The organism is Candidatus Oscillochloris fontis (genome assembly GCF_004138135.1).
GTDB lineage: Bacteria > Chloroflexota > Chloroflexia > Chloroflexales > Chloroflexaceae > Oscillochloris > Oscillochloris fontis.
The window spans coordinates 125,532-149,089 of the sequence record NZ_RYFD01000003.1; the positions used below are offsets into that span (position 1 = coordinate 125,532).

The following is a 23,558-nucleotide window of genomic DNA, read 5'->3' on the forward strand; positions in this document are numbered from 1 at the left end:
AAAAATGGGGATTGGGGTGCAGCCCCAAAGACTTTGCACATGCCCTGTGTGGTCAACAACCGGGACGCAAGAGAACCACCGGAGGTGACAATGCACGATTGGCTGACCTCCATCCATCACGATGGCTCGCCCATGTATGTGGGTGCCGAGGCGCTGGATTTCGGATCGCAGGTGACGATTCGGCTGCGGGCAGATCGTGACGCGCCAATTGAGGCGGTCTTTTTGCGCACCTGCCCCGATGGTGAAGAGACGTTGCGGCCCATGCACCTCACAGAGGAGGAGGGTGTCTGTCGCTGGTGGCAGGTAGCGTTGCCACTCCAGATGCGCCACACCAGCTACCGCTTTCTCTTGCGCACCCAGATCGGGGTGCGCTGGTACAACGCCGCCGGAGTGGTCGGCCATTATCCCACCGATGCTAACGACTTCAAGCTGTTGGCCGATTATGCCGCCCCGCCATGGCTGCGCGATGCGGTCTTTTATCAGATCTTCCCGGACCGCTTCGCCGATGGTGATCCGAGCAACAATGTGTGCAGCGATGCCTACCTCTATCGCGGGCGTCCGGTGCATGCCAGCCCGTGGGGAGCCGCTCCGCGCAGGGAGTTGGGGGCGGGTGAGTTCTTCGGCGGCGACCTGCAAGGGGTAGCGCAGAAGCTCGATTACCTGGAGGATCTGGGGGTGTCGGCGCTCTATCTCAACCCGATCTTCACTGCTCCCAGTAACCACAAGTATGATGTGGCCGACTACACCCAGGTTGACCCGCATCTGGGCGGGGATGCGGCGTTGATCGCACTGCGGCGCGGCCTCGATGCGTTGGATATGCGCCTGATGTTGGATATTGTGCCCAACCACTGTGGTGCCACCCACCCCTGGTTCGTGGCTGCCCAGGCCGACCTCAATGCGCCAGAGACCGAGTTCTTCACCTTCCGCCGCCATCCCGACGAGTATGAGTCGTGGTTGGGGGTGGCCAGCCTGCCCAAGCTCGACTACCGCAGCGAGCGGTTGCGCGAGTTGATGTATGCCGGGTCAGAATCGATCATGCGCCACTGGTTGCGCCCGCCCTACCGGATTGACGCATGGCGGATTGATGTCGCCAACATGCTCGGTCGCCAGGGGCCATCCAACCTGGGCCACAAAATCGGGCGCGGTATCCGCCGGGCGGTGAAGGAGGAGCAGCCCGCTGCCTACCTGCTGGGGGAGCACTTCTTTGATGGGACGCCCCATCTGCAAGGTGACGAACTCGACGCCACGATGAACTATCAGGGCTTCACCTTCCCGATCTGGCAGTGGCTAACCCCGGCCACCCCAGAGCCACGCGAGCACCCGACGGCGGATCAGTACCCGCTGAGTAGTGCCGAAACCGCCGCGCAGATGCGCACGTTTCGCTCGGCCATCCCATGGCAGATCGCGGTGCAGCAATTCAACCTGCTGGGCAGCCACGACACGCCGCGCCTGCGCACGATCCTGGGCGGTGAGGTGGCGCGGGTGGGGGTGGCGGCGACATTGCTTTTCACCTACCCTGGGGTGCCGTGCGTCTATTACGGGGATGAAGTGGGCATGCAGGGGAACGCCGACCCCGACAACCGCCGCTGTATGGAGTGGGACGAGCAGGCATGGGATCATGATCTGCGCAGCCTCTTCCAACACCTGATCCGGCTACGCCGCACCACCCCGGCGCTGCGTTGGGGCGGCTTTCAGCAACTCTACGCCGCCGGTGACACACTGGCCTACTTGCGCGAGGCCCACGAGGAGCGGCTGATCATCGTGGCGCGCCGCGCCGACGATGGTCTCCAGAGTGTGCCGGTGCGCCAAGCGGGTCTCGCCGATGGCACACTCCTGCGCGAGATGCTCAGCGGGGCCGAGTCGCATGTGGTAGGGGGGCACTTGCCCCTGGTGGGGCTGGGGGCGGTGGGGGCGCAGATCTGGCGCGGGGTGTAGGGGCGAAGCAGTGCCCCTACTTCCACAGGCTATTCCAAATATCTTGGATGGTGGTCTGCACACCCGCAATTGTCTGGCGCACCGGATCGGGGGAGAGACGGGCATCGAGGCGCGTGCGAGCATCTTCGATCACCTCGGAGAGCAGTTGGTGGGAGTGGTGGGTATGCAACTGGGTGAGCAGAGCGGCATAGGCATCAAGGAGTTGTTCACGGTCGGCTTTGGGGGTCTCACTCAGGAGATTCCCTAGGATCTGACGTGCCTGTTCGTGGAAGTCATCAATAGACATGGGGACACCCCTCACGTATATATGTGTGAGAGTACATTATAGCAACGGATCGCAGGCAAAGATAGGGCAGAAACCCCAGCATCTGGGTTCCTCGATCATCCCGTAGGGGCGAAGCATCGCCCGCCAACCGCATTCGGGTTCCCCTGCTCCATGGCGGGCGATGCTTCGCCCCTACGCTATAGATCATCACAAGGACAAGTGCTATGTTGACCCGCCTAGAAGTTGATGGGTTTAAGAATCTGATCGGTGTGTCCATTGATTTTGGCCCACTAACCTGTATCGCCGGGCCAAATAGTGTCGGCAAATCAAACCTCTTTGATGCCATTCGCTTTCTCTCACTGCTTGCCGACCACACCCTCGTAGAAGCAGCCCTGCGGGTGCGTGATGGCGATATTGAAACCAGTGATCTGCGCGATCTCTTCTCTCGTGGCACCCAAGACATCTCCCATGGCGACGGTGATCTTCGTTTTCGGATTGCAGCAGAGATGATCGTAGAGCCGCATGTGCGTGATGACTTCGGACGTTCGGCGGAGGCGACATCTACATTTTTGCGCTATGAGGTGGAGATTGGTTATGAGCCGCCGGAGCAACGTGGCAGTCTTGGACGCCTTGTGCTTCTGGCCGAGCGGCTCGACTATATCACCGAAGGTGAGGCGGCAAGCCGGTTAAAATTCCCGCACAGTGTGCAATTTTTTCGATCATCCGTCGTAAAGAACCGGCGCAAGACTCAGTCAGGCTTTATCTCGACTCGTAACGCGCCCGATGGTCAGACGGAGATTGTCGTTCACCAGGATGGTGGCTCCCGTGGCCCAGGCCAGGTTGCTCCGGCCCAGAGTGCGCCCAAGACGATTGTTGGTACCTCCAATACCTCGATTACACCAACCATTCTTGCGGCGCGGCGTGAGATGCAGAGTTGGCTCTTTCTCGCCTTAGAGCCATCCGCTATGCGCCGCTCGGATCGTTTCCAGACTCCGCCGATGATCACTGGTGCTGGTGGCCATATTCCGGCGACGCTCTATCGGCTGGCGATGCGAGCCAAGCAGGTTGGACAGGCGGCGGATGATGTCTACACCGATGTGGCGAACCGGCTGGCCCGACTTGTACCGATCAGTTCGCTTGAGGTTGAAGTAGATGATGTGCGCCAGATGTTGACGATTGTAGCGCGTGAGCGCAGCGGGGTGCGCCTTCCAGCCGCCGCACTCTCTGATGGTACATTGCGCTTTCTGACTCTGGCGGTGTTGGTGGCAGACCCGGAGGCACGCGGGCTGATCTGCATTGAGGAGCCAGAAAATGGGATCCACCCGGCGCGTATGGGTGAGATGACGGAAATCCTTCAGACACTGGCTGTTGATCAAACCAGCACCCCTGGCTCAGAGAACCCACTCCGCCAAGTGATTGTAGCAACCCATTCGCCGGTCTTCGTTCAGTTACAGCGGCCTGATGATCTGCTCTTTGCCCAGGAGGTCAAGATTCGCGGTAAAGATGCCGCGATCATGAGAACACTGCGCTTTCGCCCCCTTGAGGGAACGTGGCGCGCACGCCAAGATCTGACAGCGGCGATTGGCTTGAGTACGATTGTTGACTATCTCATTGCGCCAGAAAACGCGCAATTGAAGTTGCCGAATTTTGATCTTGATGCGATTGCAGAAAGGCCGACCTAGATGCGTGTGCAGTTTCTCTTGATCGGTGAGGGTTCCACCGAGCATGGGTTAATTGACCATCTAACCAGTCTATGTATTGCATCAGGTGCCAGCGAGGCAAGTGGTTCGGTGCCGCCCTTTGAACGACTTCAGGTTGGTGTTGGTCACGACCTTGTGCTACGACTACGTGCGGCGCACCAGTTGAATCCTTCGGCCAACCTCTACTTTCTCCACCGTGACGCCGATGCCAGTGATGCTACGCCCCGCTATGATGAGATGACGCGGGCAGTACGTGCAAGCGGTATCAACCCGACCTACGTGGCAGTGGTGCCAATCCACGAGACGGAGGCGTGGTTACTGACGAATGAGGCGGCGATTCGCCGGGTGGCGGGGCGTCCCAATGGGCACGATCCGTTGAACTTGCCGCCACTCCAGCGTATCGAACAGACGAGTCACCCCAAGGAGCGCCTAGAAGCCGCATTGTTGGCTGCTGCTCAGCCGTTGGCTGGGAAGCGACTAACGAGTTTCCGCCGGAATATTGACCGGCGCCGCCAGCAATTGCTTGAGGAGTTGCCACTCGGTGGGGCACTGGAGCAGTTGGAGGCTTGGCGTCGCCTACGCGACGATACGGTTGCTGCTATCACCACACTGCGCACTGCCCAGAAGGCGCATTCCTAAGCGACACTCGCTGATCGCCTTCACCCATGCCACTGACTAGGACTACGATGCACAAACTGCTCAACATCTTGCGCCTACTCTGGAGCCTCGCACTCACCGGTATGGCGCTACTGATCATCATCCCATCGCCCAACTTCTTCTTCTGGCGCGTGGCACTGCTGGCCAGCGAGTGGAGCCACTGGATCGCCCTTGCGGGGCTGCCGACCCTGCTCCCCGGCTGGCGGCGCAACCGCACTGGGCAGATCGGGGGTATCTTGGGGCTAGGCGTAACCCTAGTGGCCCTCAGCCCGCTCGTGCGCGCCCTGCCGGTGGCGCGCAACCTCCCGGCGCAACTCGCGGCAACCTTCGGCCCCGCCAATACGCCGTTGGCGCGCCCCGCCCCGCTGAGCCTACGCGAGTTGCTGGTGGGGGTGAAGGTGCCGAGCATTGCCCCGCAAACGCTCGTCTATGCCGAACATGACGGCCAGGTCTTGGACCTCGATCTCTACCCCGCCCAGGGGCCACAGCCAGCCCCCTTAGTGGTCGTGATCCACGGTGGGGCATGGGAGGGTGGCGATAAGAACGAGATGCCCGCGCTAGGCCGCTACCTCGCCGGGCGCGGCTACGCCGTCGCCGCAATCAACTACCGCCTCGCCCCCCAATCACCCTTCCCCGCCGCCCGCGATGATCTCAACCAAGCACTAGAGTACCTCAGCCACAATGCCGGTGGCCTGGGGATTGATGCCAGTCGCATCATGCTGATCGGACGCTCGGCAGGTGCCCAACTGGCGCTCCTCGTCGCCTATACCCGCCACGACCCCGCCATCCGGGGGGTGGTCGGGTTCTACGGCCCGACCGATCTGCCCGATCTGGCGGCGCACCCCGCCAATCCGGCCATCCTCAATACGGACACGATGCTGTACAACTATGTCGGTTCCCCGCTCAAGGATGCCGAGCGCTACCAAGCCGCCTCGCCGATCAACAACATCAGCGCAAACACTCCACCTACGCTCCTCATCCACGGCCAGCGCGACGAAATGATCAACTTCCGCCAGAGCCAACGCCTCGCTGAGCAACTGGCCCAAGCGGGACGCCCACACCTGCTGCTTGCGCTGCCCTGGGCCAACCACGCCGCCGACTTCAACCTCAGTGGGCCGAGTGGGCAACTCAGCCTCTATGCGGTAGAGTATTTTGTCTCCTCATGCCTATTGTAGAGGCAACGCATCGCCCGCCAACCGCCCCAACCGGATGTGCGGAACACCCCGCGATATTGTCATCGCTCACCAACCGCGTTCGGGTTCCCATGCTCCTTGGTGGGCGATGCTTCGCCCCTACGGGATGTGCGTCTCTACCTACCCATGCTATGATGCACGCCAACCGACCATATCCTTCAATGCCCTGAAACCAGTATGCCAATCCAAACCTACCAAGACGCACTCGACTATATCTACAACTTCATTGACCCGCTACGCAAACCGGCGACGAGTATTGCCGAGGCCGAACTCAACCTAGATCGCATGCGCACCCTGCTGCATGCACTAGGCGATCCGCAACAAAGGTTGGCAACCATTGTGGTGGCGGGCACTAAGGGTAAGGGGAGTAGTTGCGCCATCCTAGAGGCCATCCTACGCTCGGCTGGGCTGCGGGTCGGTCTCTGGACCTCACCGCACCTCAGTTCCTACCGCGAGCGGATTCAGATCAACCGCGAGATGATTACGCAGGCCGATCTGATCCGGCTGACGGCGCGACTCCAGCCGATCATTGACGCCTTCGACCCGCAACCCTACGGGCGTCCCACCACCTTTGATGTCACCCTGGCGTTGGGGCTGTGCCACTTTGCCGAGCGCCAAGTTGATCTGGCGGTGATTGAAGTTGGTTTAGGCGGGCGCTTCGATGCCACCAACGTCCTGACCCCGCTGGTCTCGCTGATCAGCTCGATCAGCTATGATCATATGGCGATCTTAGGCACAACCCTGGCCGAAATTGCCGACAACAAGGCCGGGATCATGAAACCGGGCGTGCCGGTGGTCACAGTGCCGCAGCGTCCGGGCGCGGCGGCGGTGTTAGAACGCGAGGCAACCCATGTGGGCACGGATCTGTATGTGGCAGAGGAGGTGGGCTTGCGCGGGCCGACGCAGTGCGTTCCCTACTCTACCCCACCCCACCCAGCGCAGTTGCATGGCGCGTTTCAGCAGGAGAATGCGCGCTTAGCCCTCGGTGCGGCGATGTTGCTCGCAGAGCGCGGCTTCCCGCTCACAGATGCAGCACTGGCACAGGGATTGGCGACCGCGCAATGGTCGGGGCGCTTCGAACTGATCGCCGGGCGTCCGCGCATCCTGCTCGATGGGGCGCACAATTGCGACTCGGCACAAAAACTGATCGCCGCGATTCGGGCCGAACTGGTCTATGAGCGCCTCATCCTCGTGCTAGGCACCTCGCGTGACAAGGACATTGCCGGGATAGTCGCGGCGCTGGTGCCCCACGCAGCAGCGGTAGTGATCACCCGTTCGAGCCACCCCAGAGCAATGGACATGGATCGCGTGGCGGCGCTGGTACAGCCGCATCTGCGTGGTAGTATGGATCTAGTACCCGACATTCATGAGGCACTGACGCAGGCCCAGGTGCTGGCAGCCCCCAACGATCTGATCTGTGTCACCGGATCGCTGTTTATCATCGGAGCAGCCCGCGAGATCCTGGGCCTCGCAGTGGCCGATTAAGCCTAAAGCCCAATCCCGTTGAGTACATCCATCACCCGCATCATAGCTAAGGTCAGGTGGGGGTGCGAAGCCTCGAACTCCTTGATCACGGCGGGAAGGCCACGCTGGAACTCGGTATCAAGAACGGTATCACCTGGAGCCTCAACCTCGACAATTGCGGCGAGGGTCTGTTCGTGGAGGCTTTGCAGGGTGGAATTGTTGGGATCGGCGGCGGCGGCAGCAGCGAGTTCGGCTCGCATCTGCTCAAGTCGCTCGCGCAGAGGTTGCTGGCGCATCAGGCGCTCCTTTGCTGAGGCTCTGGCAACGCCCACACGGTGGGGCGGCCAGTGCGGGTATTATACGCGAGAACAGAGGGGGTGTTCAGCGATGCGCGTTCTCTTTCCTGTCGGAGTGTTGGGGCTGCTGTTGGCTGCAATAATACTCGCAACCACCCACTCTCCAGTACAAATCAGCCCCGCACCAGCCAGTGCAATGGGTGGACTGAGTGGCATGGCGGCACCGCAGATCGCGCTGCCGACGCCACTGCCGCCACCTCCAGCCTACACACCCGCCCCACCCGGCCAGCGCCCCTATGTGCCGATCCTCATGTATCACTATGTGCGCACGGTTGATGCCAACCTCGATCCGTTGGGCTATGGGCTGTCGGTGACGCCCGATCAGTTGGCGGCGCAACTCGCCTGGTTAGATGCCCAGGGCTACGATACGGTGACGGTGGCGACGCTGGCAGCATGTATGCGCGGCGAGGTGGCATGCCCGGCACGGGCGGTGGCGCTGACCTTCGATGATGGCCATTTGGATGCCTATACAACGGCATTCCCGTTGTTGCAGCAGTATGGCGCGGTGGCGACCTTCTATATTGTGCGCGGCTTTGTCGGCCAGGATGCCTATATGGGCTGGGATGAGATTCGCGCACTCGCTCAGGCGGGCATGGAGATCGGGGCGCATAGTATCAGCCATCTCGATCTGACCACGCTCAGTTACTACGAGCAGGTGGATCAGATTGCCCGTTCGGGCCAGGAGATCGCGGCTGAGATCGGGCTGCCGGTGCGTAGTTTCTGTTACCCGGCGGGGCGCTTCAATACCGACATTGCCACGATAACCCGTGATGCAGGCTATACCAGCGCCACTACAACCATCCAGGAGGGGCCGCAGGATGACCCCTACACCTTGCCCCGGTTGCGTATCTACGGGGCGATGGATCTCGATGGGTTTGCGACGACGATTGGGGTGTATGGAGAGTAAAGCCCCCTCCCCAACAAACCGTCGCTACGGGAAGACCCCAAAATCAAGCGGGTTCTGGTTGACCCACTGGCCACCCTGCCAAACCCAGATCTGGTAATCGAGGTGCGGGCCAGACGATTGGCCACTTGACCCCATATATCCGATCAGATCGCCAGGGTTGACCGTTTGGCCAGCTACTACCGCAAACTCGGCGAGGTGGGCATAGCCGGTGCGATACTGTTCATTACTCACCCAGACATGATTGCCCGCTGGCCAACTATTGGGGGTCGTGGTGATCACCCCACTATGAGTGGCATAGACCGGGTGGTTCCAGGATGCATGCGGATCAGCGCGGCCATCAGCATCGCCATCAATTGCAAGATCAATCGCACCCCAGGTTGCTGCGGGCGCGTGCGACCCCACCCCATAGCCTTGGGTCATCACCGTATTGGGCGCACCCAGTGGGTTGCCTTGGGGGTACGAGGCAGCGGCCATCCCACGTCCCTGAAGGGCTTGGAGTTGGGTTTGCGCAGCCAAGCCGGTATTGGGCGGTACCCACGCGCTCTGAATAGGCTGCGGGTCACGATTCAAGAGCAGAACGAGCAACCCAGCCAGCACCAGCGCAACCACCACCAAACGTGGCGTCTCGTGCATCTCAACGCACCCCGTTGATACGCCAACCATCAACCATCGTGGTGACCGCATCAACATAGGCTTGCACATCATTCTCGAATGATGGGGCATAGATGGGAATAATATCGGCGACCGTGAGCGTCCCGCGACCTTGGATATACTCCACATCGATCAGGCGGTACCAATCAGCGATTCCCGCCTCCCAGGAGGGGTAATCGCGGAAACGGCCATAGCAGGTAGCATAGCCAGCACAGATGATATTACCCACATTATGGGTACTACTCCCATCCGGCTTTAGCCCCGCCCATCCCTGATTGGTTCCGGCACTACTCTCATGAATGAAAAACGCCACCGCATAGGCCGGGTCAATCCCATACTCCAAGCCCAGGTTATACCAGAGTGCGCCGGTACCTGCCGCCGGTGAGCCATAGGCAGCCAGAATAGCGTCAATCTCCTGAACACTAATACTGGGTGAACCCTGAAGATGGTGATCGCCAGCCGGGTTGGCCGCCCCAGAGAGTTGCAAACGGTAGACCGACTGACTAGCATCGGCAAACAAGAGCGTCCCCCAACGACTCGTCACCGATGATGAGCTACCGAAACTTACAAAGAGCACCAGCAGGCTGATAACCGCCACGACCCCCAACATGAACCACTGGTTCAACAGCGGCAGATGGGATGTGTAGGGGGCGCGATACTCGGTATGGGGCAAGCGCGCAGTGAGCCGTTCTGCCTGATGCAACAACGACTCAGCATAATCGTGCTCGTACTTCGCCTCACGCAGCCGGTGATCAGGCGGCGCAACCTGCATCGGTCGCGGCCTAGGTGTCGGGCGGGGATCAACCTGAACCGAACGCGGTGCCGGAGGGGAAGAGTGTGCTCGTGGTGCCACCGTGGGCGGCGTGCGCCGCTCGCGGTGGGGTAGATCAACCCGGGTAGGAAAGGCAGCATCAAGATCACCGAGAATATCATGCAGGGGCGCGGGGGGGCCGCGCCGCACCTGCACTTCAATATCCTCAGGCTCTAAGGGAAAAAGCGGCTCGCGACGCCGACGTGGCGTTCCAGAACGACGATTGTCAGCGCTATTCACGGCCCATGCTCCTCTAGGAGCTGCTGTTGCTCACCCACTGTGGGGAGCCGGAAAAATCCGTCACGGTTGAGGTAGACGACCTGTTCATTGCGCACATCAATGATCAGATCCGCGAGACCATCGCGATCCATGTCTCGTAATGATAATAACACAGGTGTCAAATCCTCGTTCGCACCAAAGAGGTATGGCCCCGGCAGGCTCCGAACCTGGCTGGAGTCGCCAGCGGGTAGCTCCAATACCACAACTTGGCGATTTAGGTTCAGGCCGATAAGACGGGTCAGATGATTGGACGCTTCGGCCCCATGGCCAACCAGCCCCGCAATCTGGGTAGTGCGCGGGCGTCCGTAGCGAATATCGTCAATCCGCACCTGCGCCCAACCCACCACCGCCCCCACGAGCACGTAGATGGCTAACATCGCGAGAATGCCGGTGATCAGATAGGCAAATGAACCGATACTGTGTGGAAGCGGAATCTGGCGGGCAAGCCGGGTCTCGTGGATCTCTCGACTCGTAACGGCCATAACGGCACCCCTTTCTTGAACGATGCACTAGGCAAGCCGCGCTGGCCCACCACAGCGGTTTATGTCGCCACGGTACCTCGTAGTTGGGGTTGCTCGTCGTTCGTACTTGGGAGATGTGGCGGATCGAACTTATGTGCGTATCATAGCAAAACTAATGTTCTTTGTCAATAAGTTCGGGAGTGGCGTAGCCGCCCCTACCGTATAATGCCCCCATCACCAACCAACAGAAGGATCACCCCGATGTGCATCGCCATTATTGGAGCCGGAGCTATGGGCGGGTTGCTCGGCTTCTACCTGAGCCACGTTACTGAGGTAGTGCTGATTGATCCCTGGGCCGCACATGTGGCGGCGATCAATGCCGACGGGCTGATCTGCGCGGTGGATGGGGTCGATCAGGTGCGCTCGGTTCGCGCCGTGGCCACCCCCGACCACGCGGGGGTGGCCGATCTGGCGCTGGTTCTGGTCAAGGCCCACCAGACCGCCTGGGCGGCCCAGGTGGCGCAAGCGATTCTCGCCCCCCAAGGTGTTGTCTACACGCTCCAGAATGGGGTCGGTAACCGCGAGATCTTGGCGCAGGTACTCGGTGCGAACCGGGTGGGCCAAGCGGTGACGGCCCTCGGCGCGACGTTGGTGGGGCCAGGGCGGGTACGTCACGCCGGGCGGGGTGTGACCCACATCGGGGCGGCACCACTGCCCCACCTCGCCCACGATCTGGCCGCGCTGTGGGGGCGGGCCGGGCTTCCCGCTGAGGTTCACGCGGATGTCGAGAGCTTGGTGTGGGGTAAGTTGCTGGTGAATGTGGGTATTAACGCCCTCAGCGCTATCCTGCGCGTGCCCAATGGGGCGCTCGCCCAGTTGCCCCACGCCCGCTCCCTGCTCAGCGCTGCGGTCAGTGAGGCGGCGGCGGTGGCCACGGCACGCGGCACGACGCTCCCCTACCCCGATCCGGTCGCTCATACCTTGGCGGTCGCCCATGCCACCGCTGCCAACCGCTCCTCAATGCTGCAAGATGTGGAGCGCCATGCTCCCACCGAGATCAGCACCATCAATGGCGCGGTGGTACGCGAAGGGGAACGCCTCGGCATCCCCACACCGGTCAATCAGGTGCTGATGGATCTGATCATGGCGCTTGAGGAGGTGGCGGTGTAGGGGCGTACCCCTACAAAAACTCGCGCACCGCATCATCCACGCTGATCGCCCCGGCGTGGATGGCCGGGCTGTAGCGCGGTAGGAAATTGAACATGAGTGACTGGCCGGTTTGTAGTTCGCGCAGCATGATCTTGCCCATTGGGCCGATCGCCTCTAACGCCCCGCTGCTGATAAAGATGCGCTCGGTGGCGGCCAGATCATACACCACGCGCCGGATTTCAGCCGCCCATCCCGCCCGGCCAAGCGTGAGTTGCGCATAGGCAGCCCGCGTATCACCATCGAAGGGTAAGCCCACTGAACCGACATTCACCAGGAGTGTCGAATCGACCCGGCGCACAAACGGCATGTGGGTGTGGCCAACACAAAAGACCGCCGCCGCCGGATCGATCTGCTGGCGCAACTCGGCGTCGTCCGATGCCGCCAAGACGCCGTCGCGGTTGTGGCGCACCGAGGCGTGCAGCACATACAGCGCCCCCTCGGCGGTCGCCAGATCGAAGCGTTCAGGGAGCGTCGCAATCGCATCAATGCGGTCGCGGAGTTGCGCGTAGGCCCAACCGATCAGGCGGCTGAACTCGTAGCGCGGGCCACTGGTGGGGAAGTCGGGTTGCACTACGTCGTGGGCGTAGCGCAGGATGTAGCCCTCGTGATTCCCGGCAATCACCTGCCAGCCGCGTTCATCGCGCAGCCGCAGAATAAGATCGAGACAGGCATCCGACTGCGGGCCACGATTGACAATATCACCCGCAACGATCACCGTGTCGGGTGCCCAGGCTTCAATATCCGCAACCACCGCGTGCAGCGCGGGCAGGTTGGCGTGGATGTCGGCAAGAATGGCGATCTTCATGATGCTGGTGGTGTGGGGATCTTGCTCCCGAACTGGCGCGCATAGGTAAACGAAAAGACACCGCCTAACAGAATGACGAGGCTACTCAGGTAGATCCAGAACATGAGTGCCATCACACTCCCCACCACACCATACGAGGCGTAGTTGGCTTGCCCAAGGTAGATCCCAACCGCCTTCTGCAAGCCGGTGAAGAGCAGCGCACTGATCAGCGCCGCCAGCCACACATCGCGCCAGTGAACTTTGCAACGCGGCACAAATTTGAAGATGGTGGCGAAGGCGAGGCTGAGGAGCGCGAGTGAGAGCGAAAATTGGATCACCTGCCAGAAGAGTGCTTGGCCCGGTAGGGTGGTGGTGAGGTTGCTGAGCGCCGTCACCATCACCGTCGAGATGATCGAGAGGAGCATGAGGAAGGCGCTGCCCAACACGAGGCCAAAGGCCAGCATCTTCTGTTGCATTATCTTGAGGATCGTCTGAAGAATCCCCCCCGCATCCGCTTCGGCCCCGGTCTCCCAGATCGCCGCAAATGCCTTATCCAACGCGCCAAAGATCCCACTTGCGCCCATCACCAAAGTGACAAAACCGATCAACCCGGCCCCAACACTACTGTCATTCAGATTCTGAAGAGTTTGGGTGATCAGCCCGCGTACCTGTTCCGAATTGATCAGACTGAGGATGCGTTGTTGCACCGCAAACTGCTGTGGATCGAGTACCGCGCCCACCACACTCAGAATGACGAGGATCAGCGGAAAGAGCGAGAAGAGCGCATAGTAAGCCAGCGAGGCACCCAGACTCATGCAATCTTCCTTCTGCCATTTGGCAAAGGCGTTCATGGCAAAGCTGCGTAAGGCGGCAAGTGACATGGGTTCTCCTTCAGCAGGTATTTTTCCTCGTGGTGATTATACTCATATAGGTAGCATTGTACATTAGGGCATGTGCAACGTCGTTGGGGCTGCGCCCAAACCCCAATTTTTGTTGTTGTTTGGCGGCTACGCCGCCAAACAACAACAAAAAAGATCTTCGGGGGCGGCTGCGCCGCCCCCGAACCCCCACCGGAGGTGACGTTGCACATGCCCTGATTGTAATTGCGCAAACCGCATCGCTGTGCTACGCTCACACTAGGAGCAAACCATGCCCAGTATTGATCTCAACTGTGATTGTGGTGAGAGTTTTGGCCCCTGGCCGATGGGCGATGATGCGGCGATCTTGCCCCATGTCACCTCGGCGAATGTGGCGTGTGGCGGGCATGCCGGCGATCCGAGTACGATGCGGCACACTGTGCGGCTCTGCAAACAGTTGGGGGTCGCCGTGGGTGCCCACCCCGGTTACCCCGATCTGCCCGGCTTTGGGCGGCGCAGTATGGCCATCGCGCCGAGTGAGGTCGAAGATCTGGTGTTGGCCCAGATCGGTGCCTTGGCCGCCATGGCGCACGCCGAAGGGATCAGCCTGCGCCATGTGAAGCCGCATGGCGCGCTCTACAACGATGCCACCCACAATCCACTACTTGCCGCCGCGATTGCACGGGCAGTCGCCAGCTTCAACCCCGCGCTCGTCCTGATCGGCTTGGCCGGATCAATCCTACTCGATGCTGGACGTGCGGCGGGCTTGCGCGTGGTGGGCGAGGGCTTCGCAGATCGCGCCTACGAACCCGATGGCCGCCTGCGCAACCGCCAAGTACCCGCCGCCATGATCGACGATCCTCAGCACAGTCTGGCCCAAGCCCTCCAGATCGCCCTACACGGCCAGGTGATCAGCTATACTGGTAACCCGGTCAGCATCCAAGCTGCTACGATCTGTATCCATGGCGACACGCCCGCAGCGGCACAACGCGCCGCAATCGTGCGCCACGGACTTGAAGTTGCCGGAGTGGTGGTACACGCCTTCTGAAGAGCGAGGGCCGTATGCACTGGAACTTCAGCCCACTTGGTGACTCCGCCCTGCTCATGGAAGCCCAGGGCGAGAACGATGTGGCCAATCAGGCGGTGTTGGCACTGAGTATGGCCCTAGAAGCGAATCCGCCCACGTGGTTGCGGGCGGTGGTGCCCGCGATTGCCTCGCTCCTCGTCTGCTTCGCCCCCCTCAACATCAGCCATAACGGGGTGATCGCGCATCTGCACAAGCTCCTCAAGATCACCCCCCTCCAACCGGCAGAGCAAGTCCGCGTGCTGCGCATTCCCGTCCATTATGGCGGTGATGATGGCCCCGATCTTGATGCGGTCTCGCGCTTGGCCGATATGACCCCCACCGATCTAATTACGCTCCACTGTGCCCAGCCCTACCGGGTGATGATGATCGGTTTTGCCCCCGGTTTCCCCTATATCGGCCCGCTACCCGCTGCATTCAATATTCCCCGCCGTGCGACCCCACGCAGTGCGGTGCCGCCCGGCTCGGTGGCCCTAGCCGCCGGAATGACCGGCATCTACCCCAGCCGCCTGCCGGGTGGGTGGCATATTATTGGGCGCACCGAGGTGAGTCTCTTTCATCCCCAAGCCAGCCCGCCTGCCACGTTACGTCCCGGCGATATGGTACAGTTTGTGGCGGTTGTGCCCGATCTGCCCAGGAGCGAGCCATGATCGAGATCATCACGAGCGGCCCGCTGATGACGATCCAAGATCTGGGGCGGCCCGAAGCGCGTCGCTATGGAGTCTCGCCAGGTGGGGCGCTCGATCCCTTTGCGCTGACGGTGGCGAATCAGTTGGTGGGCAATCCGCCTGATACCGCTGGGATTGAGATCACCGCCGGTGGTGCAGCGCTGCGCTTTAGCGTACCAATCACAATCGCCTTGGCAGGCGGTGATCTGGGGGCACGCCTGAATGAGCAACCCATCACCACATGGAGTGCCTTACGGGCATGGCCGGGTGCGACCCTCCATGTGGCTGGGCGACGCGATGGCTGGGGTGGGCGCTGCTACCTAGCAGTAGCGGGCGGGATTGTGGTACCCAGCATCCTCGGCTCGCGCTCCACCGATCTTGCCGGGGGCTTTGGCGGGCTGCATGGGCGTCCACTCCATCCTGGCGATCAGTTGCCGCTGCGCCGCCCAGGCACCGGCATCATCCCGGTGGCAGGCCGCCACTGGCCCACCACCCTGCGCCCAGCCTATACCCCAACCCCAACCCTGCGCTTCATCCCTGGCCCACATACCGAATGTTTCCCTCCCGATGCACTTGAACGGCTTCGGCTGGCTACCCTGCGCGTCAGTGCAACCTCGAATCGCATGGGGTATCGCCTCGAAGGTGTGCAACTCGCCTACCAACACATGACGAGTATCCTCTCGCTAGGTGTGGTGCCGGGGACGATCCAGGTGCCCCCCGATGGAAACCCGATCATCCTCATGGCTGATGCGCAAACGAGCGGGGGCTACCCGATCCTCGGCGTGCTGATCAGTGCTGATATGCCGCTGGCGGCGCAACTCCTCCCCGGCGATATGCTCCGCCTAGCCCCCACCAGCCTTGATATTGCCTATGACGCGCTGCGGGAACAGGCCCAGATGTTGGCCCATAACCCCGAACATGATGAGGGCGATCTGTTGGCGACCTTGGCGGGGGCGTAACGACGCAATATCTTGCGTCGCGACGCAAGATATTGCGTCGTTACCCACGGCCCGCCACGATCATGATGTTGCTCAACACTAGAATCAACAACACCCCCAACGACGCCAGTGGTGCCCAACGCCCCAATGTGCGTAGCGGATTTTTCGCCCCTACCGCCATATGGCCGAGGCCAGCCGCAATAATGCCCAGAATCGGATGCAGGATGAAGGGCATACTCAGAAAGCGATCTGTCAGTGCGGGAATCGAGAGCAGCGAGAGCCAGTAGATAATACCCAGGGCCACTTGCAGATCAACCAAGATCGGAAAGATAGTCGCTACAATCCCCTGCGATGCGCCGGGTTTGTAGACCACCGTCATATAGATCGCAACCCCCACAATCACGAGGGGGAGTATCATTTCGCCAAAAATGCGGTGGATGAGGATGATCAGGTTCATGGAGTCTTTCTTTCTCGTAGGGGCGAAGCATCGCCCACCAAGCTCGTTCGGGTTCCTCTGCCCTATGGTGGGCGATGCTTCGCCCCTACAGTGGGCGATGCTTCGCCCCTACAGTGGGCGATGCTTCGCCCCTACAGTGCCCTATGGTGGGCGATGCTTCGCCCCTACAGTGGGCGATGCTTCGCCCTCAAATCGGCTCATTACGCTTGAGCCGCTCATAGAGCGCCAGCGTCTCTGGTAGCGGCTCAATCCCCATATCGGCACGCAAGATCTGGACACAGCGGGTATAGCTACGCAACGCCTGAGAACGGCTGCCAGCGCGGGCATGGGCACGCATGAGGATCTGGTACGCCTCTTCGTAGACGTGATCGTGGCGGAGTACCTGCTCACACAGTTGCACCGCCTGCGCCTGTTCGCCATCGTCACAAAGGCGCTGGGCATAGGCCACCGCCGTGGTCAGATAGCGGGCAACCAAGCGCTCGCGCTCTTCTATCGTCCAGAGATCATAGAGCGACTCGGCCAGATAGTCGCCACGATAGAGTTGTACCGCAATTTGGGCATTGCGGCGCGCAAAATCGGGATTGTCGCGGGTTGCCGCGCCTGCGACACGCAGTTCAAACTCGTCCACATCAATCCAGACCCCATAGGAGGGTGCAAAGCTGTAGGCCAGCCCTTGACGCCGGATAAAGAAGGGCTGCACCCGTGGCGGGCGATTGGGTTCGAGCGCCGCATTGAGCGCATTCAGTGTCACCTTGAATTGGCGTTCAGCCGCATCCAGATCGGCTTCTGGCCAGAGCCATGCACAGATCTGTTCGCGCTGAATCCAGTGGCCACGATAGGTGAGCAGGAGTTGAAAGAGTTGACGCGCCTTTTCACGTTGCCACTCACGGGCCTGGATCTCGTGCGCACCGCGCCAGACGCGGAAGGTGCCGAACATCTGGACGCGCAAGGTATAGCCAGGATGATAATCCTCCACCGCATCATCGGCAGCGATGGTGGGGAAGCCCTGGCGCAACAGTTGGCGCGAAAGTTCCACATGGCGCGAGATTCCCCGCGCCCGCAGCAGCAGCGGCACCATCATGGCCATGTCACGCGGGCCAAACAGGCTGGGTTCGATCAGCACACCCACATAGCCGTGGGCCACCACCAGATCGAAGAAGGCGGCAATCGCCGGATCGGCACGGCCAAGATCAACCACCCGTAGCGCACTCAGCGCCCGCCATAGGTAGACCATCGCCTGCCCATAGACATCGCCACCACGTGCAAAACGGGTGTAGGATTGATCGAGCCACTCCGGGGCGCGTGGATCGCCCATAACCGTGGCAGCCCCGCCGATTGCCAACAACAAGCATGCCGCAATCCACTCATCACCCGCCGAGGCGGCCACCTGCAAACCCTCTTGCAAATACATCTCGGCGCGCACCAGATCCCCCGCATGGCCATGCAGTAGGGTCAACCCCATCAAGCCCTCGGCACGAGTACGCACCACACCCGCCTCGGCGATCAGTTGCATCCCTGCCGCGTAATGGGCATGAGCGGGGCTGGTATCGTTGGGCATCACCAACTGATAGGCGTGGCCCAAGCGCAACTCGGCAATCGCCTCGGTGAGACGCGATCCCGATTCCTGGGCGTCCTCCAGGCTGCGCCGCGCCATCGCCAGCGCCCGTGTACCACCGCCGAGCATCGCATAAATCAGCGCCAACAGCAAGAGTGGTTCGCGGTGCGCACCGCGCTGCAACGCCAGATCGCCGAGTGTGCCCCCCACCCGCAATAACGCCTCGATCTGGCGGCGCGCCTCATCGAGCCGCCCGGCGCGCAAGAGCAGGCGCGGAGGCAAGCCAGCCTCCGCCTGGGCTGCGTGCTGCTCGGTAGGCCGTTTGCGCTGCTCCTCTTGGTCGCGGGCCGCCTGTTCGAGAATCAACGCCACATCGGCGCGCCCGCGATTAGCCCAATTCTCGGCCTGTAAACGCAAAATGCTGGCACGGCTGTTGGTGCGATCTCGCGGCAACAGCTTGAGCGCCCGTTTGAGCAGATCGGTCGCCGGAGCAGGCTGCACCGTGTCCAAATAGACCTCGGCCTGGCCACGCAACGCCCGCACTTGGCCATCAATATCGCCATGCGCAGCAAAAGCGGATTCGCTCGATCCATAGGCCACCAGAGCCGCATCAAAGATCCCCATGTGGCGCAATGCCGCCGCCTGTACCTCGATCAAGACCGGCGAATCGTTGTCTAGCGGGCGCAATTGGCGTACCCAGGCCAAAACCCGTTCCGGTTCACCAGCCGCAAAGATGGTCTTCGCCGCAACCACCAGCGCCTCTATCGCACGCGGATCATTCGCGGCGGCAAGGTGATGCAGCACCCCCTCATCATCGCCACGACTCTGGTAGTGCGCACTCAGGTGCAGGTGCAGATCGCTCCAATCGCTCATCTCGGCCCGCGCCCGGCGCACGAGAAAGGCGTGGAAGATCGGCTGAAAGCCACTGCGGCCATCCGGGCGCTGCGCGAGGAAGAGGTAGCGCCGATGCACCTCGGCAAAGAGCGTCTCAACCTCAGCGACAGCGGAGAGCAGGGGCGCAGCTTCAGGATCGAGCCAGCGCAGGGCAGCACTACGCAACACGAAGTGGTAGAGATCAGCCGACAGATCAGCCAACACCTGTTCGGCCAAATAGGCATCCAGCGGGCCAGTAGGCCGATCTTCACCGCACAGGCCGAGGGCGGCTTGCCAATCGGCGACGCCCAGCGTGGCCTGGATGGCCAGCGGCCAACCCGCCGTACTCGTCAGGATCGCCTCGGCATCAGCCGGGGGAGGCAGGCTAGCGCGTGCCGCCAGACTACGCAATTCGGCCAGGGTAAAGGCCAGATCGTTGGGGCCAAACTCGATCAACTCACCGCGCAGACGCGCCGTATCCAACCCCGGCATCGTCGGCGCGTAACGTGTCGAGAGCGCCACATGCAGGCGTAGCGGCTGTACCGCCAACAAGCGCTCGATGATCGCCCGTAGCTCCGGGCGCGCATCCACCAAGTGGTACTCATCAAGCACCAGCAGCGTCTCGTCATCCAAGGTCGCGGCAAGTTCATTCACCAGCGCATCGAGCGCGGCGGCAAAATTGCCCGCATCAGCCAGATCACCGATGCGCGCCTCACGAATCGCCGCGACCGGGCGGAACGCAGCCGCAATATGGCGCAAGAGCAACCGGGGATCATCCTCGGCACTCAGCCGACACCACGCCGTCGGCCACCCACCATAGATCGCCAACCCCGCCAAGGCAACCGTTTTGCCACCCCCAGCCGGCGCGACCACCACCGTCAACGGGTACTCCAACGCCTCGGCCAATAAAGTCTCTACCCGCGACCGCCGCAGCAAACGCGGCGGTTGGGCAGGCGGAACCAACCGGGTCAGCAGCAGCCCGCTCAGATCATGGCTGAACTCTTCTGTAACTACCTGGCGTACCATACCCATACCAAAGTCCCGACAGTGTTTCGTCGGGAATGCGCTTCCCGTGACAACGTCGTCCTACCTGCACGGATCATTCTACTACATAGAGGATACAAGTGCCGAGGGACACAATGAATGACGACACACGAACGCCGGAAGAACGACTGCGCCAGCAGTCCGCCGGCGCAGCCGATATGATGTTTCGCTCTGTGCGGGCCTGGAACGAACTGCTCACCACCAGCACCGACATGGCCTTCGATGTGGTGTTGAAGAACTGGGACTACAGCCGTAGTCTACGCAATTCTGCCGAGCAAGCGGTTGCCGATACCCTGCGCACCCAACAACGCTTGAACCGCGAGATGATCCAGGCATGGCAAGGGCTCTCCGAGGATGTCAAAGACATCATGGAGAAGGGCGGGAAGTAGGCACCTACATAAAGACGCCGCCATTCACATTGATCTGCTGGCCGGTGATATAGTCAGCATCCGCAGCTAAGAAGAGCACCGCCTTGGCCATCTCTTCGGGTAACCCAAAGCGTCCCATCGGAATCTTGGACTTAATCTGCTCCTGAACATTCTCCGCCACCTTGGAGAGCATATCGGTAAGCGTGAAGCCCGGTGCCAGTGAATTGACCGTGATGTTGTACTTAGCCAACTCAATCGCCGCACTCTTGGTGAAGGCGATGATTCCGCCCTTAGAAGCGGCATAGTTGGCTTGGCCAAAGTTGCCCGCCTGACCAACATACGAACTGATGTTGATGATGCGGCCATACTTCTGCTCGATCATAATGGGCATGGCGGCTGAGGTACACCAATAGACGCTGTTCAGATTGGTGTTGATCACCGAAAGCCAGTCCTCGTCGGTCAGTTTGCGCATAGTGCGGTCGCGGGTAATCCCCGCATTATTGACCAGCACATCAACGCGGCCCCAGGTCTCTATCACCTTCTTGATCATCGCACGGGCATCCTCAGACTTGGCCACATCGGCCTGCATAAGCATAGCCGTGCCACCAAAAGCAGCAATCTCATCGGCCACTTCCTGTGCCGAGCCAACACTGCTATTGAAGTTGATGACCGTCTTGGCACCTTCTTTGGCCAACAAGATGGCAATTGACCGTCCGATACCGCGTGAAGATCCCGTCACGATGGCGACTTTTCCATCCAGCTTACCCATACATTTCCTCCGTTTGTGTGCGTGCTGCGTGCCCTACTGCGTGCCGCGCGTTGGTTGTGGGGTGGGAGCGGTTGCGTTTGAGACCCCAGCCGCTCCCACCCCACGATCATTAAAAGCTTAGATTAGAGTCGTTCAAAAATCGCCGCAATCCCCTGCCCACCGCCGATACACATCGTCACCAGCGCATAGCGTCCGCCGGTGCGCTGAAGTTCGTGTACCGCCTTGACCGTCAGGATCGCGCCGGTAGCCCCAATCGGGTGGCCGAGCGAGATACCGCTCCCATTGGGGTTGGTCTTATCCATCGGTAGTTCCAGATCACGGGCCACCGCGAGCGCCTGAGCAGCGAAGGCTTCATTGACCTCAAAGAGATCAATATCGCCCATGGCGATCCCGGTACGTTCCAAGACCATCCGCACCGCAGGGACGGGGCCAATCCCCATGTACTTGGGTTCGACGGCGGCGTGGCTATAGCCCACCAGACGCGCCAGCGGCTTGTAGCCAGCCCGTTCAGCGGCACCGCGCTCCATCAGCACCACGGCGGCGGCGGCATCGTTGATGCTGGAGGCATTCCCAGCGGTGACGCTGCCATCCTTGAGGAAGACCGGGCGCAATTTGGCCATCTTTTCAACCGAGACATCACGGCGCGCATTCTCATCGGTGTCGAAGGCGGCGGTGCCACCCTTGACCTTGATCTGAATCGGCATGATCTGGCTCTTGAAGATGCCCGCATCAATTGCCTGCACCGCCCGCTGGTGGCTCTCCACCGCCAACGCATCCTGATCCTCGCGGCTGATCTGCCACTTGGCAGCGATATTCTCAGCCGTGACCCCCATATGAATATCTTCAAAGGGATCGGAAAGCGCCCCGACCATCATATCAACGATCTTAGAATCGTTCATACGGGTGCCCCAGCGCATACCGGGCACATTGTAGGGCGAGCGGCTCATCACCTCGGCCCCACCGGCCACCGCTGCATCCGCATCGCCCAGGATAATCGCCTGCGCCGCCGATACAATCGCCTGGAGCCCACTCCCACACAGCCGGTTCACATTGAAGGCCGGTGTCTCGACCGGCAAACCACCATTGACCGCCGCCATCCGCCCGAGGTACATATCGTGCGGTTCGGTGTTGATCACATGACCAAAAACGGCATGACCGACCTCGGTGGGTTGAACCCCAGATCGGGCAACGGCCTCCCTGACAACCATCGCAGCCAATTCCGACGGTGGAATATCCTTCAGACTCCCGCCAAAACTCCCAATGGCGGTACGGACAGCGCTTAGGACCACGACTTCGCGATCACGACTCATGCACGACCTCCTTGTCGACCGACGGTCTGTTCGGTGCGTATGCGGCTCTTGGATATTTGATTACTTGCAGGGATAGTTGCATTATACCAGCATTGCTGTCAGGATCGGGGAAGAAACGACAACTAAATTTTTGGTCAATGTTGCCGTTATCGAGCGGCAGGGTGAAAATGTGAAAAAAGTAACTCATCTGTAACTATCATTGCTAGAGTGCCTCTATCTCAAGCAACGAATAACACCATTCAGGTGTCCTGCAATAGAGGGAACGAGGGTCATGGTGCAACGCACTGAGGCGGAGAGCCGCGTAGCACTGAAGGATGGTCGAACCATCACAATCCGCCCACTGATGGATCAAGACCGTGTTGCGCTCATCAGTTTTGGCCTGGGCCTACCCAAAAATGATCTGCTCTACTTAGAGGATGACTTCCAAAACCCAGAGATTATCAGCCGGTTGATCAATGCCAACGCCGCTGAAAACTGGCGCCAGATCGTCGCCGTGACCGACGACGATTCGATAGTGGCCTATACAGCGGCACTACGAATGCCCGGTTGGTCCTACCATGTGGCCAACGTGCGGCTGATCGTGGATCGCGCATGGCGTCGCAGTGGGTTAGGCATGGCGATGGCCCAAACGATTGTGGAGGTTGCGCGTGAGAATGGGGCAACCAAAGTGACCGTGGAGATGTTAGCGGCACAGACCGCCGGGCAAGCGATCTTTCGTCGCCTCGGATTTGTTGTCGAGGGCCAGTTGGCGCGCCATGCGATTGATCGCGATGGTAATCTGCACGACATTGTGCTGATGTCGGTGTTTGTGCGTACATAATTCCCCCTCGTTCCCGCCTCCCCGCCATGCCCCCGCGTGCCCCTCCCAATTTTGGGGTTGTTTGACGGCTTCGCCGCCAAACAACCCCATACCCTACAGGGCATGTGCAAAGTCCTGGGGGCTGCGCCCCAAACCCCAATTTT

23 protein-coding genes are annotated in these 23,558 nt (G+C 60.8%); 12 read left to right on the forward strand and 11 right to left on the reverse strand.

The genetic code is table 11. The features are described 5' to 3' along the window. Positions 1 to 90: 90 nt before the first annotated feature. Positions 91 to 1,935: a maltodextrin glucosidase gene (gene malZ / locus EKD03_RS02630; protein ID WP_129627006.1), complete on the forward strand. Its 1,845-nt coding sequence runs from the start codon at positions 91 to 93 to the stop codon at positions 1,933 to 1,935. Between the two features lie 16 nt (positions 1,936 to 1,951). Here malZ and EKD03_RS02635 read toward each other — a convergent pair whose 3' ends face one another. Then, positions 1,952 to 2,221 (reverse strand): hypothetical protein, encoded by a 270-nt coding sequence (locus EKD03_RS02635; protein ID WP_129627009.1) that lies wholly within the window; start codon positions 2,219 to 2,221, stop codon positions 1,952 to 1,954. Between the two features lie 203 nt (positions 2,222 to 2,424). On the opposite strand from EKD03_RS02635, the gene EKD03_RS02640 reads away from it, so the two are divergent. The 4 genes from EKD03_RS02640 to EKD03_RS02655 all read left to right on the forward strand — a co-directional run bounded on the left by EKD03_RS02640 (position 2,425) and on the right by EKD03_RS02655 (position 7,235). Next, positions 2,425 to 3,882, forward strand: a complete 1,458-nt coding sequence (locus EKD03_RS02640; RefSeq protein ID WP_129627012.1) for an AAA family ATPase — start codon at positions 2,425 to 2,427, stop codon at positions 3,880 to 3,882. After that, entirely contained in the window at positions 3,883 to 4,539 is a 657-nt protein-coding gene (locus tag EKD03_RS02645; RefSeq protein WP_129627014.1) for a DUF4276 family protein, read from the forward strand. A 47-nt stretch (positions 4,540 to 4,586) separates the two neighbouring features. Beyond that, the gene (locus EKD03_RS02650) at positions 4,587 to 5,732 is read left to right on the forward strand and encodes an alpha/beta hydrolase (RefSeq protein ID WP_161569162.1); all 1,146 of its coding nucleotides are present in this window, start codon (positions 4,587 to 4,589) and stop codon (positions 5,730 to 5,732) included. A gap of 195 nt (positions 5,733 to 5,927) precedes the next feature. Then, entirely contained in the window at positions 5,928 to 7,235 is a 1,308-nt protein-coding gene (locus EKD03_RS02655) for a bifunctional folylpolyglutamate synthase/dihydrofolate synthase (RefSeq protein WP_129627020.1), read from the forward strand. 2 nt (positions 7,236 to 7,237) lie between these two features. Here EKD03_RS02655 and EKD03_RS02660 read toward each other — a convergent pair whose 3' ends face one another. Beyond that, positions 7,238 to 7,510: a DUF4404 family protein gene (locus EKD03_RS02660; RefSeq protein ID WP_129627023.1), complete on the reverse strand. Its 273-nt coding sequence runs from the start codon at positions 7,508 to 7,510 to the stop codon at positions 7,238 to 7,240. 91 nt (positions 7,511 to 7,601) lie between these two features. On the opposite strand from EKD03_RS02660, the gene EKD03_RS02665 reads away from it, so the two are divergent. Next, a complete protein-coding gene (locus EKD03_RS02665; RefSeq protein ID WP_129627026.1) occupies positions 7,602 to 8,477 on the forward strand; it encodes a polysaccharide deacetylase family protein in 876 nt (291 codons plus the stop codon). A gap of 24 nt (positions 8,478 to 8,501) precedes the next feature. Here EKD03_RS02665 and EKD03_RS02670 read toward each other — a convergent pair whose 3' ends face one another. The 3 genes from EKD03_RS02670 to EKD03_RS02680 are packed head-to-tail and all read right to left on the reverse strand — an operon-like array spanning position 8,502 to position 10,700. Beyond that, the gene (locus tag EKD03_RS02670; protein ID WP_129627029.1) at positions 8,502 to 9,110 is read right to left on the reverse strand and encodes a M23 family metallopeptidase; all 609 of its coding nucleotides are present in this window, start codon (positions 9,108 to 9,110) and stop codon (positions 8,502 to 8,504) included. A 1-nt stretch (position 9,111) separates the two neighbouring features. Then, positions 9,112 to 10,179, reverse strand: coding sequence for a glucosaminidase domain-containing protein (locus tag EKD03_RS02675; protein WP_238613350.1), 1,068 nt, complete (start codon positions 10,177 to 10,179; stop codon positions 9,112 to 9,114). Next, positions 10,176 to 10,700, reverse strand: a complete 525-nt coding sequence (locus EKD03_RS02680; protein WP_129627032.1) for a hypothetical protein — start codon at positions 10,698 to 10,700, stop codon at positions 10,176 to 10,178. The genes EKD03_RS02675 and EKD03_RS02680 overlap by 4 nt, the downstream gene beginning before the upstream one ends. Positions 10,701 to 10,940: 240 nt before the next feature. Here EKD03_RS02680 and EKD03_RS02685 point away from each other — a divergent pair, with 240 nt between their 5' ends. Continuing rightward, positions 10,941 to 11,849, forward strand: a complete 909-nt coding sequence (locus EKD03_RS02685; protein ID WP_129627035.1) for a ketopantoate reductase family protein — start codon at positions 10,941 to 10,943, stop codon at positions 11,847 to 11,849. A gap of 10 nt (positions 11,850 to 11,859) precedes the next feature. On the opposite strand, the gene EKD03_RS02690 is transcribed toward EKD03_RS02685, so the two are convergent. Then, entirely contained in the window at positions 11,860 to 12,693 is an 834-nt protein-coding gene (locus EKD03_RS02690; RefSeq protein WP_129627038.1) for a metallophosphoesterase family protein, read from the reverse strand. After that, the gene (locus EKD03_RS02695) at positions 12,690 to 13,553 is read right to left on the reverse strand and encodes a YihY/virulence factor BrkB family protein (protein ID WP_129627041.1); all 864 of its coding nucleotides are present in this window, start codon (positions 13,551 to 13,553) and stop codon (positions 12,690 to 12,692) included. Before EKD03_RS02695 ends, EKD03_RS02690 begins: the two co-directional genes overlap by 4 nt. Before the next feature lie 268 nt (positions 13,554 to 13,821). On the opposite strand from EKD03_RS02695, the gene EKD03_RS02700 reads away from it, so the two are divergent. Genes EKD03_RS02700 through EKD03_RS02710 form a run of 3 tightly spaced genes read left to right on the forward strand, consistent with a single transcriptional unit; the run spans position 13,822 to position 16,240 of the window. Next, positions 13,822 to 14,577 (forward strand): LamB/YcsF family protein, encoded by a 756-nt coding sequence (locus EKD03_RS02700; protein WP_129627044.1) that lies wholly within the window; start codon positions 13,822 to 13,824, stop codon positions 14,575 to 14,577. A gap of 14 nt (positions 14,578 to 14,591) precedes the next feature. After that, positions 14,592 to 15,263, forward strand: coding sequence for a 5-oxoprolinase subunit PxpB (pxpB, locus tag EKD03_RS02705; RefSeq protein ID WP_129627047.1), 672 nt, complete (start codon positions 14,592 to 14,594; stop codon positions 15,261 to 15,263). Beyond that, positions 15,260 to 16,240 carry a 5-oxoprolinase subunit C family protein gene (locus EKD03_RS02710; protein WP_129627050.1) on the forward strand — a complete coding sequence of 327 codons (981 nt, stop codon included), beginning with the start codon at positions 15,260 to 15,262 and terminating at the stop codon, positions 16,238 to 16,240. Before pxpB ends, EKD03_RS02710 begins: the two co-directional genes overlap by 4 nt. A 40-nt stretch (positions 16,241 to 16,280) precedes the next feature. Here EKD03_RS02710 and EKD03_RS02715 read toward each other — a convergent pair whose 3' ends face one another. Continuing rightward, on the reverse strand, positions 16,281 to 16,676 hold the full coding sequence (locus tag EKD03_RS02715; protein ID WP_129627053.1) for a hypothetical protein: 396 nt from the start codon (positions 16,674 to 16,676) through the stop codon (positions 16,281 to 16,283). A gap of 187 nt (positions 16,677 to 16,863) precedes the next feature. After that, positions 16,864 to 20,130 (reverse strand): AfsR/SARP family transcriptional regulator, encoded by a 3,267-nt coding sequence (locus EKD03_RS02720; RefSeq protein WP_238613352.1) that lies wholly within the window; start codon positions 20,128 to 20,130, stop codon positions 16,864 to 16,866. Positions 20,131 to 20,243: 113 nt separating this feature from the next. Between EKD03_RS02720 and EKD03_RS02725 the strand changes: the two genes are divergently transcribed. Continuing rightward, positions 20,244 to 20,537 carry a hypothetical protein gene (locus EKD03_RS02725; RefSeq protein WP_129627058.1) on the forward strand — a complete coding sequence of 98 codons (294 nt, stop codon included), beginning with the start codon at positions 20,244 to 20,246 and terminating at the stop codon, positions 20,535 to 20,537. A gap of 4 nt (positions 20,538 to 20,541) precedes the next feature. Here EKD03_RS02725 and EKD03_RS02730 read toward each other — a convergent pair whose 3' ends face one another. Both EKD03_RS02730 and EKD03_RS02735 read right to left on the reverse strand, forming a co-directional pair. Then, positions 20,542 to 21,285 (reverse strand): 3-oxoacyl-ACP reductase family protein, encoded by a 744-nt coding sequence (locus tag EKD03_RS02730; protein ID WP_129627061.1) that lies wholly within the window; start codon positions 21,283 to 21,285, stop codon positions 20,542 to 20,544. A gap of 122 nt (positions 21,286 to 21,407) precedes the next feature. Continuing rightward, entirely contained in the window at positions 21,408 to 22,595 is a 1,188-nt protein-coding gene (locus EKD03_RS02735) for an acetyl-CoA C-acyltransferase family protein (protein WP_129627064.1), read from the reverse strand. 271 nt (positions 22,596 to 22,866) lie between these two features. Here EKD03_RS02735 and EKD03_RS02740 point away from each other — a divergent pair, with 271 nt between their 5' ends. After that, the gene (locus EKD03_RS02740) at positions 22,867 to 23,415 is read left to right on the forward strand and encodes a GNAT family N-acetyltransferase (RefSeq protein ID WP_129627067.1); all 549 of its coding nucleotides are present in this window, start codon (positions 22,867 to 22,869) and stop codon (positions 23,413 to 23,415) included. Positions 23,416 to 23,558 lie beyond the last annotated feature (143 nt).

Excerpts from the sequence above, each read along its gene's own strand:
- EKD03_RS02665 (WP_129627026.1), top strand. The coding sequence starts at position 7,602 with ATGCGCGTTCTCTTTCCTGTCGGAGTGTTGGGGCTGCTGTTGGCTGCA.
- EKD03_RS02695 (WP_129627041.1), bottom strand. The coding sequence starts at position 13,553 with ATGTCACTTGCCGCCTTACGCAGCTTTGCCATGAACGCCTTTGCCAAA.
- malZ (WP_129627006.1), top strand. The coding sequence starts at position 91 with ATGCACGATTGGCTGACCTCCATCCATCACGATGGCTCGCCCATGTAT.
- EKD03_RS02640 (WP_129627012.1), top strand. The coding sequence starts at position 2,425 with ATGTTGACCCGCCTAGAAGTTGATGGGTTTAAGAATCTGATCGGTGTG.
- EKD03_RS02740 (WP_129627067.1), top strand. The coding sequence starts at position 22,867 with ATGGTGCAACGCACTGAGGCGGAGAGCCGCGTAGCACTGAAGGATGGT.
- EKD03_RS02725 (WP_129627058.1), top strand. The coding sequence starts at position 20,244 with ATGAATGACGACACACGAACGCCGGAAGAACGACTGCGCCAGCAGTCC.
- EKD03_RS02710 (WP_129627050.1), top strand. The coding sequence starts at position 15,260 with ATGATCGAGATCATCACGAGCGGCCCGCTGATGACGATCCAAGATCTG.
- pxpB (WP_129627047.1), top strand. The coding sequence starts at position 14,592 with ATGCACTGGAACTTCAGCCCACTTGGTGACTCCGCCCTGCTCATGGAA.
- EKD03_RS02635 (WP_129627009.1), bottom strand. The coding sequence starts at position 2,221 with ATGTCTATTGATGACTTCCACGAACAGGCACGTCAGATCCTAGGGAAT.
- EKD03_RS02700 (WP_129627044.1), top strand. The coding sequence starts at position 13,822 with ATGCCCAGTATTGATCTCAACTGTGATTGTGGTGAGAGTTTTGGCCCC.
- EKD03_RS02650 (WP_161569162.1), top strand. The coding sequence starts at position 4,587 with ATGCACAAACTGCTCAACATCTTGCGCCTACTCTGGAGCCTCGCACTC.
- EKD03_RS02690 (WP_129627038.1), bottom strand. The coding sequence starts at position 12,693 with ATGAAGATCGCCATTCTTGCCGACATCCACGCCAACCTGCCCGCGCTG.
- EKD03_RS02730 (WP_129627061.1), bottom strand. The coding sequence starts at position 21,285 with ATGGGTAAGCTGGATGGAAAAGTCGCCATCGTGACGGGATCTTCACGC.
- EKD03_RS02680 (WP_129627032.1), bottom strand. The coding sequence starts at position 10,700 with ATGGCCGTTACGAGTCGAGAGATCCACGAGACCCGGCTTGCCCGCCAG.
- EKD03_RS02670 (WP_129627029.1), bottom strand. The coding sequence starts at position 9,110 with ATGCACGAGACGCCACGTTTGGTGGTGGTTGCGCTGGTGCTGGCTGGG.
- EKD03_RS02735 (WP_129627064.1), bottom strand. The coding sequence starts at position 22,595 with ATGAGTCGTGATCGCGAAGTCGTGGTCCTAAGCGCTGTCCGTACCGCC.
- EKD03_RS02655 (WP_129627020.1), top strand. The coding sequence starts at position 5,928 with ATGCCAATCCAAACCTACCAAGACGCACTCGACTATATCTACAACTTC.
- EKD03_RS02645 (WP_129627014.1), top strand. The coding sequence starts at position 3,883 with ATGCGTGTGCAGTTTCTCTTGATCGGTGAGGGTTCCACCGAGCATGGG.
- EKD03_RS02715 (WP_129627053.1), bottom strand. The coding sequence starts at position 16,676 with ATGAACCTGATCATCCTCATCCACCGCATTTTTGGCGAAATGATACTC.
- EKD03_RS02720 (WP_238613352.1), bottom strand. The coding sequence starts at position 20,130 with ATGGTACGCCAGGTAGTTACAGAAGAGTTCAGCCATGATCTGAGCGGG.
- EKD03_RS02660 (WP_129627023.1), bottom strand. The coding sequence starts at position 7,510 with ATGCGCCAGCAACCTCTGCGCGAGCGACTTGAGCAGATGCGAGCCGAA.
- EKD03_RS02685 (WP_129627035.1), top strand. The coding sequence starts at position 10,941 with ATGTGCATCGCCATTATTGGAGCCGGAGCTATGGGCGGGTTGCTCGGC.